Source organism: Variovorax sp. GW821-FHT09A10 (genome assembly GCF_059418385.1).
This window is the reverse complement of record NZ_JBWKPT010000005.1, coordinates 229895-240667: the sequence shown is the minus strand read 5'-3', so window position 1 is coordinate 240667 and position 10773 is coordinate 229895. Positions and strand designations below refer to the sequence as shown.

The window sequence follows — 10773 nt, the reverse complement described above, 5'->3', positions numbered from 1 at the left end:
GGGCAGTGTGGGAGGGGGTTCTGCACGGCGCATCGTGTAAATGCACGATGCGCGGCCGGGGCCGGTCGCGATAAGAAGAAGGGCCGCAGCCCGCGTTGACACCCGGCGACGCGGGCGCGCACCTGAGCAATCGGGAGCCGCCCTGGACCGCGCTCCTCGAAGGCATGCAGCAGTTGATCGGCGGCGACAGCGGCGAGCTGCTGAACTTTCAGCAGCACGACGTCTCGCCGGCCGCTGAACGCGTCTACACCGAACACTTCTTCGCGCACGACATCGTGGCACCGCTGACCATCGGCGCCACGCCCGGCAGCGGGTTCGACACGCAGGAGCGGTTCTCCTCGTCCCTGCTGTCGAAAGAGGCCATCACGCCCGCCAAGGCGCGCGTGCTGACCGCGCTCATGGCCGGTCAGTCATCCAAACAGCATGCGGTTGTGCAAGGGGTGTCGGTGCACACGGTGCGCAGCCAGGTCACCTCGCTGATGACCAAGATGGAATGTGCGCGGCAGGTCGACCTAGTGCGCAAGGCGCTGCTCGCGCACTGAACGGAAGAAGACCGACCGGGGCCGCGGCCCCGGCCCGGGCCCGGGTCAGGCTGCTGCGGCCAGCGCCGACTCGCTCGTGTACGCACGCACCAGGCGCAGCAGTTCCTCTTCCGAGTACGGCTTGCCCAGGTAGTGGTTCACGCCCAGGTCGCGCGCGTACTCGCGGTGCTTCTCGGCGATGCGCGAGGTGATCATAATGATCGGCAACTCGGCCAGCGCGGTGTCGGCGCGGATGTTGCGGGCCAGGTCGAAGCCGTCCATGCGCGGCATCTCGATGTCCGACAGCACCACGGCCGGGCGCTCCTGCTGCAGCCGTTCGAGCGCCTGCAGGCCGTCAGCCGCGAGCGACACACGATAGCCTTCGCGCTGCAGCAGACGCTGCGTGACGCGGCGCACGGTGATGGAGTCGTCCACCACCAGCACGAGCGGAACCTGCGGCACCACCGGAGCGAAAGCCGCCGGGGTTTGCGGCGCACCGGCGTCCGCCGACGCGGCGTGCGTCGGTGCGGCCAATGCGGCGGTCTGGCGCGCACGCGCCTGGTCGCCATGCACTGCCGCCAGCGCCACCGGGTTGTAGATGAGGGCCACCGCGCCCGAAGCCAGCACCGAGATGCCGGCCAGGCCGGGCAGCCGCGCGAGCTGCGGGCCGAGGTTCTTGACCACGACTTCCTGGTTGCCCAGCACTTCGTCCACGTGCAGGGCCACGCGCTGCGCCGCGCTTCGCACGATCACCAGCGTGTTGTTCTTGGTGGCGGCGTGCTCGCTGCGGATGGAGTGCTGCAGCAGCGCACCGGCCCAGTAGAACGGCACCTGCTCGCTGCCGAAGGCAAAGCTGTGGTTCAGGTAGGCGGCCTCGAGGTCGGCACCGCTCACGCGCTGCACGAGTTCCACGAGGTTCGACGGCACGCCGATCGACACCTCGCCCGCACGCAGCATCACCACGTGCGTCACGGCGGTGGTCAGCGGCAGCACCAGCTTGAAGGTGGTGCCCTGGCCCGGCGTGCTGTGCGTTTCGATGCGGCCACCGATGGCGGCGATCTGTGCGCGCACCACGTCCATGCCGATGCCGCGACCGGCCAGTTCGGACACCTGCCCTGCCGTCGAGAAACCGGGCTTGAAGATCAGCTCGGTGGCTTCTTCGGGCGATAGGTCCTGGTCGTGGCCGAGCAGGCCGAGCGCGCGGGCGCGTTCGGCGATGCGCTTCTGGTCGAGGCCGGCGCCGTCGTCGCGAAAGCTCACCGACACGTCGTTGCCTTCGTGGTGCAGGTCGATGACGATGAGGCCGCTGGCGTCCTTGCCGGACGCTTCGCGCACCGCGGCGTCTTCGATGCCGTGCGCCACGCAGTTGCGCAGCAGGTGCTCGAAGGCGGGCGTCATGCGGTCGAGCACGCCGCGGTCCATTTCGATGGAACCGCCGACGATGTCCAGGCGCACCTGCTTGCCGGTGTCCTTCGAGGCCTGGCGCACCACGCGGTACAGGCGGTCGGAGATGCCTTCGAACTCCACCATGCGCGTGCGCAGCAGACCGCGCTGCAGTTCACGCGTCTGGCGTGCCTGCACGCTCAGGTCGTCTTCCGTGGCCTGCACGGTCTTCTGCAGGGTGCGCTGCACGGTGGCCACGTCGTTCACCGACTCGGCCATCATGCGCGTGAGCTCCTGCACGCGGGTGAAGCGGTCGAACTCGAGCGGGTCGAAGCTCTGCTGCGAGTCCTTGGCTTGCGCCAGGCGCGACTGCATCTGGCTTTCGGCCTGCACCTCGATGTCGCGCAGCTGCTGGCGCAGGCGATCCAGGTTGCCCGTCAGGTCGGCGAGCGAGCCGCGCAGCTGGCCGAGTTCGGCCTCGAGGCGCGAGCGCGTGATGATGACCTCGCCGGTCTGCGCCACGAGGCGGTCGAGCAGCTGGGTGCGGATGCGCACCGCCTGGCTCGATGCCGCACGCAACGGTGCGAGCATGGCCGTCGCGGGACGCGGCAGCGAAGACGGCGAGGCAGTGGGCTCGGTCGGCGTTCCATCGGCAGCGGCCTCGGCCTGGTCGTCGTTCGCCGACACCAGGGTGTCGGGCGCCACCTGCACGCGCTGGATGGCGGGTGCGGTCGGGCTGGCGGTCGCGATCAGCTGGGCCACCTCGACCTGGGCGGCGTCGTCGGCCGCGCGCAGGGCGTCGAAGGTGTGTTGCAGCGTGTCGAGGCGGGCCAGCAGCTTCTCGATGTCGGCCCGCTCGGCGCCCTGGGAACCCAGGAGTTCGATCTCGGACTCCATGCGGTGCGCGCGCTCGCCCAGGCGCATGGCGCCGGCCAGCCGTGCACTGCCCTTGAGCGTGTGCAGCGTGCGCAGCACCGAGGCGCGCGGCGCGGCATCGTCGGGGTGGTGCGACCACTGGCGCAGCGCCTCGCCCAGCTGGGGCATCAGTTCGGCAGCCTCTTCCTCGAAGATCGGGAACAGGTCGACGTCGACCGCATCGGCCAGGTCGATGGCGTCTTCGTTGTCGTCCAGTGCCACATCGGCAAAGGCGTCGTTGGCCACGATCTGCTTCGGAATCAGTGTCTCGAACCGGGCCGCGGCGATTTCGGGCGGCATCGGTGCGGCGGCGATTTCGCGCAGCGCCTGCAGCGTCGCTTCGGACGGGTCGCGCAGGAAGCCGACGGCGAACTGGTGCAACAGGCGACGCAGCTCGTCGGCCGCGGCGACCAGCACCACGCCCTGCTCACGCGTGCCGCTGCCCTGCATCTGCAGGTGCTGCAGCGCGGATTCGAGCAGGCGGGCCATGCCCGAGAGGCTGTGGAAGCCGACGGTGGCCGAGCTGCCGGCCAGCGAATGGGCCAGCGCGATGGTCGAGTCAGGCAGGCGCTCGTGGGTTTCGAGCGCCCATTCGCCGACATCGGTCGCGAGCTGGCGGGACCATTCGTCGGCTTCGTTGAGGTAGACGTTGTAGAGCGCGATGCCGATGCGCAGCGGGCCGATCACCTTGACCTGGTCTTCGGCGCTCGGTGCGACGGAAGATTCAGGTTCGGGAATGACCTGGGCCAACACGGGCTCGGGTTCCGACACGGGTTCCGGTTCGGCCACGACCGCTGCAGGCAGCGCTTCGACGACGACGAGGGCCTCGGGTGCGACTTCGATGGCCGCCGACACAGGTTCGGGTTCCGGCTCCAGTTCAGCCGGCACTTCCAGCGCGGGCAGTTCTTCGACGGCTTCAATGACCTCGACAGATGCCACTGCCTCAGCAGCAGCCAGGGGCAGCGGCTCGGGCGTCCATTCGAGATCGGGCAGGCCCGACGCGGTCGGCACCGTCGCTTCGATCTCCGCAGCAGGCTCGGGTTCGACGTGCGACACAGCGGGCTCGGCCGGTGCATGCGTCTTCGGGGGCGCGAGGAAATCGAAATCGTCACCGCTGGGCAGCACGTCGAGCGGCGCGGGCGCGGTCTCTTGCTTGCCTTCGAAGTCGAGGAAATCGGTGGACGCGAAATCGTCGTCGGGCTCGGGTGTGACAGGCTTGGTCGGTGCGTGTGGCGCTTCTTGCGCCTGCTGCCAATCGGAGAAGTCCAACGTGGCGTCAGGGGCTGCGACATCTTGCGGCGTCAGCGACAGGTCGGGGAGCTCAGGCAGCTCCGGCAAAGCGAGCGGCGCCGGCTCCGCGGCGATGTGGCGCGCAGCGACCGCGAGCGCTTCGGCGTCGGCCACGCGCACCGGTACGGGCACGGGCTCGCCGGCCAGCAGCGCATTGGCCACACGGCTGAACGGCGCCGAATGCCAGGTGCCTGCATCGCCAGCGGCAATGGCTTCGACCCACTGGCTGAAATCGCGCAGCATGCGCTCGGTGCTCGACAGCAGCTCGGGCGTGGCGTCGCGCTGGTCGGCCAGCCAGGTATTGACCACCTGTTCCAGCGACCAGGCGGCATCGCCGAAGTCGGTGAGGCCGACCATGCGCGAGCTGCCCTTGAGCGTGTGGAACGCGCGGCGCAAGATGGTGAGTTCTTCGGTGTCACCAGGGCGGCTGCCGAGCGCGGCGATGGCGGCCAGACCGTTGCCCACCACTTCGCGGGCTTCGTCCAGGAAGATGTTCTGCAGGTCGTCTTCTTCGAGCTCGGTGACCTCGGTGTCGGGCAATGCCGACGGGCCGCTGATCTTGGTGGTCCAGCTCTCGGCCTTGCGGCTGAATTCTTCCAAAGGCGATGGCTTGGTCTTGCGGTTGGGCGTGGCCAGCGCGGCGAGCTTGGAAGCGATCTGCGCGTCGACTTCCTCGATGCTGAGCACAGGCTCGGCGGCCGGTGCGGCGGCGCCTTCAGCGGGGGCCGCGGCATCGGCGGCGTGGCGGCCCATCAGCGGCTTGAGTTCGCCGGCCTCAGCGTCGAACACGAACAGGCGCTTGGCCAGTGCAGGCTGGTAGCCCAGCATGTCGATGAGGAAACCCAGCGCGCCCAGGTTGTTGCCGAGCGCGTCGAACGTGGCCATTTCCTCGACGGGCGAGCGATTGACCTGCAGCATCTGTTCGACGTCGTCGCGCATGCGCTGCACGGTGTGCGCGGCCTGTTCGAGCCCCAGCACCGAGAACACGCCACGCATCTGCATGAGCTGGGTGGGCACGGTGCGCAGCAGCGGCTTTTCGGCCGGGCGACGGAAATACTGGTCGAGCGACTTCTCGAGTTCGCTCAGGTGGCTGCGCAGCTCGTCGACGACGGTGCCCATGGTCTGGCGGTCGCTGACGCGGCGGTACAGGTCCTCCATCCACGGCTCGAGCGGCTCGGAACGGCCGCCGTCGCGCACACGCTCGATGCGGCCGGCCAGTTGCAGCGTGCGGGCCGTGAGTTGCGGGTCGCTGGGGTCGAGGTCTTCGAGTGCAGCTTCGAGGTACAGCACCGAGGTGGCGACTTCCATCGCCAGTTCGGTGTCGGGCGGCTGGCCGGAACGCACCGAGGCGTCCACGGCGTGCGTCAGCGCCTGCACCATCGGCTGGCTCGGCGGGTGCAGCTTGTGCAGCGATTCGCCGAGCTGCGCGAAGGTGTCGGCCACCTGGCGCGTGCGCGTGATGTCGCCGCCCGAGAGCGCCGACCACATTTCCTTGGCGGTCTCGATGCGCTTTCGCGCCTGCGAGAGCACCAGCGGATCGAAGCGGCCGAACTGCACCACGGTGTAGTCGACGCTCGGTTCCTGCGTCACGCCCCAGGCGCTGCGCACGGTGCGCAGCGTGGCGGCGTCGTCTTGTGCGCCGGGCACGGCCTGGGCGCAGAAGAACAGCAGGTCCTGGCCGAGGCGGTCGGACACCACGCTGTCGCCGCGCGCCAGCGTGGCGTACTGCAGCAGCACGCGCGAGGCCGCGCGCTTGACATAGGTGTCGAAGGGAATCAGGCCCAGCGCGAGGGCTTCGAAGAAGCCCGCAGCCAGCGTCCAGAAGCTCGCGACGCGCGGCAGCAGCGCACCGCGACCGAGCCCCAGGCACAGCGCATGCAGCCGGCGCGCGGCCTGCGGATCGCTGCTCTTGACCAGCTGCAGCACTTCGCGGTCGAGCCGCGAACGCACGGACGGGTCGTAGGCCAGCGCGGCCTGCGTGAGCGCAGGCTTGACCTCGACCCAGCGCCATGCGGTGCTCCACAGGTCTGCCGGATGGACGCGCTCATTGCCGCCCAGCTCCAGCACATCGCGGTACTGCGGGAACAGCGCCACCGACGACACGGCCTTGCCGGCCAGCAGTGCGCTGAGGAAATCGGTGACGGCAAAGCCGGCACGCTCGATCTTGTGCACGGCACTCTCGGTGCAGCGCTGCGGTTCGGCGATGAAGCCCTGCACCGCGAATTCGATGGTGCCGAGCACCAGGGCGGGCGAGCTGTGGCCCACCATCTGCAGCGCGCCGACGGCCTGGTGCAGTTGCTGGCGGGCCATCTGCAGCGGGCCGCTCTCGGGCTCAGTGGCACTGCCCACGTCGCGCACGAAACGCCGCAGCGACTTGCCGACACCGTCGAGGGATTTCTGGATTTCTCCCAGCACCCAGGCCAGCGGCCCGAGGTCTTCGGTGGCCGGCATGTTGCCGGCGAGGGGGGCCGTGGCAGGGGTTTGAATCGACACGTTGATTGCTCGCCGTTCTGTATCTGTCAGTTTTTCACTGGGCGCCATGCGCCCTCAATGCATCCAACCGTCGCGGTCACTTCAAGGGACACCGCGGAACCGGCTTTGCCGGGCCGCGGGTGCCGCCCCCGGAAGGGGGTTGCCGAAGCGACACGAAGTGCGCGAAGGCTGGGGGAGAGCTTCATTACGCAATCTTGAAACGAGCCACCGAGCGACGCAGTTCTTCGGCCATCTGCGAGAGCTCGCGCACCTGCTGGGCCGTGGTCCGCGTGCCTTCTCCGGTCTGTTCCGTCACGGCAAAAATGTGCTGGATGTTGGCGGCCACCACGTTGGCCGAATCGGCCTCGCGGGAGGCGGACTGCGAAATCTGCTCGATGAGGTCAGCGAGTCGGCGCGACACGCGGTCGATCTCGGACAGCGCGGTACCCGCGTTGTCGGACAGCTTGGCTCCCTCGACCACACCCTGCGTGGAACGCTCCATGGCGCCCACCGCGTCCTGGGTGTCGGTCTGAATCGCCTTCACCAGCGCCGAAATCTGGCGCGTGGCGTCTGCGGAGCGTTCGGCCAGTCGCTGAACTTCTTCCGCCACCACCGAGAAGCCGCGGCCGGCTTCACCGGCGGATGCGGCCTGGATGGCGGCGTTCAGGGCCAGCACGTTCGTCTGTTCGGTAATGTCCGAGATCAGCTCGGTGATTTCGCCAATCTCTTGCGACGATTCGCCCAGGCGCTTGATCCGCTTGGAGGTTTCCTGGATCTGGTCACGGATGGAGTTCATACCGCCGATGGCGTTCTGCACGGCCTGCAGGCCCGACGACGCAGCCTGCAGCGACTGGCGCGCCACCGTGGCGGACTCTTGCGCTTGCGTGGACACGCCGTTGATTCGCTCGGCCATGGTCAGCACCGACTGGCCGGTTTCGCGAATTTCGCGCAGCTGTTCGGTCGAGGCGGCCAGCAGCTCGGTCGAGGTGTTTTCCACCTGCGACGTCGTCTGCGCCACGCGGGTTGCCGTGTTCTGCACGTTGCCCACCAGCAAACGCAGTTCTTCCACCGTGTAGTTCACCGAGTCGGCGATGGCGCCGGTGATGTCCTCGGTCACGGTCGCTTCCTGCGTCAGGTCGCCTTCGGCCACCGTTTGCAGTTCGTTCATCAGGCGAAGAATGGCGGCCTGGTTGGCGTTGTTCACGCGGCCGGCTTCGTCGGACGCCTGTTCGGCAGCCAGACGTTCGCGTTCGGCGACGGCGGCACGTTCACGGCCTTCGCGCACCTGCACGAAACCGATGGCGCCAGCCAGAGCCAGGGCGGCCAGCGAGAGCACGAACAGCAGCACGATGGTGCCGGCGCCCAGGCCGGTGCGGGCCGAGAGCTTTTCTTGCAGGTCGCCCAGCGACTTACGCAGCGGCTCGCTGTCGGTCAGGATGGACGCCTGCGCTTCGCGCGCGGCCACCAGGCCCTGCAAGTTGCCCAGAATGGCGGAAGCCTGTGTGCGCATCTGCTCGTAGGTCTTCAAGATGGCTTCGAGCTGCTGGCGCGTCTGCGGGTCTTTCGAGCCGGGGAAGCGCTGTTGCGCGTTGCCGTCGAGCAGGCCGCGGGTGGTTTCCTGGAAGGTGTTCAGGTCCTTGCCCAGCAGGAACACGGCGTCGGGGTTCACACCCTCGACCGTGAAGAACTCGTTGGTCGACTTGCCGATGCGCTGCGTCAGCATCACGAGCTGGCCGGCGGCCGAGATTTCGGGCAGCGTGGCGTTCTGCTGCATCTTCAGCGACGCAACGGTTTCCGTCATTTCGAGCAGCGTGGACGACTGCTGGTTGATGTCGCGCAAGGCGGCACCCACCTGCGTCAGGATCTGGCGCTGGGCCAGCACGGCCTTGGCGCTCGCGTCGGCGCGGGTGACCAGCGGGTTGATCTTGTTCATTTCCTCGTCGTACTGGTTGCCGACGGCTTCCAGGCGCAAGGCGTCGTCGCCGTTGGTCAGGCCCTGCACGCGGCGCGAGAGGTCGTCGGCGCTGTCCTTCACTTCGACGAACGCCGAGGCGCTGCCGACGAGGGCCTGCGAGATCGATTTCGCCAGACGCTGCGACTGCATCAGCGACTGACCGGTGGCCGCCACCTGCTGCGCGAGACGTTCCGCGCGAAGAATGGCGGAGCCGGCCACCAGCAACAGTGCCAGCACCACGATGGCCAGCAGGATCGCCAGCACGCGCTGCTGCTTGGCGGGGTTGGCACCCATGCCGCCGCCCGTCACGCCAGCCAGCGGCGCCGCTTCGAGCGTGGCCGCGTTGGCGGCCTCGACGGACGCGGGGTCGCCCAGCGCGTCGATGCCGCCGAAGCCGGTGTCGGTCACGGCGGCAGATGCGGAAACGCCGTCGCCCTTTTTGGCGAGGCGGATCGTTTTTTCGTCCGGAACCTGAACCGTGTCGACATCGTCGAGCGATATCGAACCGGAGCCGTCGACGCGGGCCTTGTCGTTCCCGTTGTTCGCGGGGAGTAATTTCTTGAACTTGTCGGCGATCGAGCTCACGGTCGGTCCTTCAGGTGGTTGCCAGTGCCATGTGCCGAAGCACTACGCACCAATACTCAAAAACTGGGGTTGCTGCGAAAGCGCCTGCAGGTTGACTTCCTGCCAGCGCTCCCCTGCTGCGTCGGTGTACAGATGCCCATGCCAGGCAGGTGCGTCTGCGCCCGGGGCGTCGGCGGCCGTGAAGGCCTCCGCACCCCGCAACCCCGCCAGTCGATCGACCAGCAATGCGCAGTTGACTTCGAGCAGCTCGTTGAATGCCACGAGCCGCGATTGCATGCGTGCCGCCTCGGTGGCGGCGGGGGCGCCCGGCGCACCGGACGCGAACGCCGACAGCTGCACGACGCCATACAGGCCGCCGCGCAGGTTGGAGACGCCGAGGAACCAGGGCTCCGTGTAGGGCACGGGCTGGGGCGGCGTCCAGGGAAAGATTTCGCCGGCGTGCGCCAGCGGAAAGAGGTACTTGCCCTCGCCCGCCTCGACCGCCAGCCAGTTCGCGGCCACGCCCGTGGTGCGCGCGGCCTGGAGGCGGCTCGCAAGCCGGGACTGGAAGGCGCGCAGCGCGTCGCGATTCGCCATGGCGTACGCAGGTTCCCGGTCAGGCGAGCGCGCTGATCTTGGACATCAGATCGGCCGCGTTGACCGGCTTCACGATGTAGTCGCGCGCGCCCTGGCGCATGCCCCAGACACGATCGGTTTCCTGGTTCTTGCTGGTGCACAGGATGATCGGGATGGCCGCGTACTTCGGGTCGCGGGCGATGGCGCGCGTGAGCTGGAAGCCGTTCTGGCCGGGCATGACCACGTCCATGAGGATCAGGTCGGGGTGGTCTTCCTCGAGGCGGCGCATCGCGTCGTCGGCGTTTTCAGCCGTCTTCACGGAGAAACCGTTCTTCTGGAGGAGGTCGGTCAGGAACACCAGTTCCGTCTTGGAGTCGTCGACGACGAGGATTTTTCGAATCGGCATTACTGCACTTCCTGTTGAACAATGCCAAACTGCTGCACGGCCTGCAGCAGCTGGTCTTTGGTGAAAGGCTTGGTGAGATAGTCCTGGGACCCGACCATGCGGCCGCGGGCCTTGTCGAATACGCCGTCTTTCGAAGACAGCATGACGACCGGGACATTGGAGAAATGTGCGTTGCGCTTGATGATGGCGCAGGTCTGATAGCCGTCGAGGCGAGGCATCAGGATGTCGCAGAAAATCAGGTGAGGCTTGTGGTCGTTAACCTTGGAGAGCGCGTCGAAGCCGTCTTCCGCGAGAAGAACCTCGTGCCCACCCTGCTTCAAAAAAATCTCGGCACTGCGCCGGATGGTGTTGCTGTCGTCGATGACCAGCACCTTGTAACCAGATCCATTCGGGCCCATTGCAAACGCTCCTGCTCATGAGACTTGGATGCCCGCCGCGCCGAACATCGACGCAGATCGCGTAGCCCTATGCCATGCTTGTCAGATCTCAACCATTTCGAAGTCTTCCTTGCGCGCACCGCACTCAGGACAGGTCCAGTTCATCGGCACCTCGGCCCAGGCCGTGCCTGCCGCGATGCCGTCTTCCGGTACACCAACCGCTTCGTCATAGATCCACCCACAAATCAGGCACATCCAAGTTTTCGTGTTCATCGGAGCTTAAAGTCCTTGTTCATTAAATGCAACGAGTGTATC

At 67.5% G+C, this 10773-nt stretch carries 7 protein-coding genes; 1 reads left to right on the top strand and 6 read right to left on the bottom strand.

Annotated features, from left to right (window positions below):
- The first annotated feature begins 95 nt into the window (after positions 1–95).
- Positions 96–542 carry a helix-turn-helix transcriptional regulator gene (locus AC07Q9_RS20785; RefSeq protein WP_495311663.1) on the top strand — a complete coding sequence of 149 codons (447 nt, stop codon included), beginning with the start codon at positions 96–98 and terminating at the stop codon, positions 540–542.
- Between the two features lie 45 nt (positions 543–587).
- Here the strand turns inward: AC07Q9_RS20785 and AC07Q9_RS20780 are convergent, their stop codons facing one another.
- The 6 genes from AC07Q9_RS20780 to AC07Q9_RS20755 all read right to left on the bottom strand — a co-directional run bounded on the left by AC07Q9_RS20780 (position 588) and on the right by AC07Q9_RS20755 (position 10731).
- Complete coding sequence (locus AC07Q9_RS20780; protein ID WP_495311662.1) at positions 588–6602, bottom strand: hybrid sensor histidine kinase/response regulator; 6015 nt, start codon at positions 6600–6602, stop codon at positions 588–590.
- Positions 6603–6786: 184 nt separating this feature from the next.
- Complete coding sequence (locus tag AC07Q9_RS20775) at positions 6787–9120, bottom strand: methyl-accepting chemotaxis protein (RefSeq protein ID WP_489061668.1); 2334 nt, start codon at positions 9118–9120, stop codon at positions 6787–6789.
- Positions 9121–9162: 42 nt separating this feature from the next.
- Complete coding sequence (locus AC07Q9_RS20770) at positions 9163–9696, bottom strand: chemotaxis protein CheW (RefSeq protein ID WP_489061669.1); 534 nt, start codon at positions 9694–9696, stop codon at positions 9163–9165.
- A 19-nt stretch (positions 9697–9715) separates the two neighbouring features.
- Entirely contained in the window at positions 9716–10081 is a 366-nt protein-coding gene (locus tag AC07Q9_RS20765) for a response regulator (protein WP_062479114.1), read from the bottom strand.
- The gene (locus tag AC07Q9_RS20760; protein ID WP_021012487.1) at positions 10081–10479 is read right to left on the bottom strand and encodes a response regulator; all 399 of its coding nucleotides are present in this window, start codon (positions 10477–10479) and stop codon (positions 10081–10083) included. Before AC07Q9_RS20760 ends, AC07Q9_RS20765 begins: the two co-directional genes overlap by 1 nt.
- A gap of 81 nt (positions 10480–10560) precedes the next feature.
- Positions 10561–10731, bottom strand: coding sequence for a rubredoxin (locus AC07Q9_RS20755; RefSeq protein WP_099792923.1), 171 nt, complete (start codon positions 10729–10731; stop codon positions 10561–10563).
- Positions 10732–10773 lie beyond the last annotated feature (42 nt).

Coding starts and splice junctions, on each gene's coding strand:
- AC07Q9_RS20770 (WP_489061669.1), bottom strand. CDS start 9,696: ATGGCGAATCGCGACGCGCTGCGCGCCTTCCAGTCCCGGCTTGCGAGC.
- AC07Q9_RS20760 (WP_021012487.1), bottom strand. CDS start 10,479: ATGGGCCCGAATGGATCTGGTTACAAGGTGCTGGTCATCGACGACAGC.
- AC07Q9_RS20755 (WP_099792923.1), bottom strand. CDS start 10,731: ATGAACACGAAAACTTGGATGTGCCTGATTTGTGGGTGGATCTATGAC.
- AC07Q9_RS20765 (WP_062479114.1), bottom strand. CDS start 10,081: ATGCCGATTCGAAAAATCCTCGTCGTCGACGACTCCAAGACGGAACTG.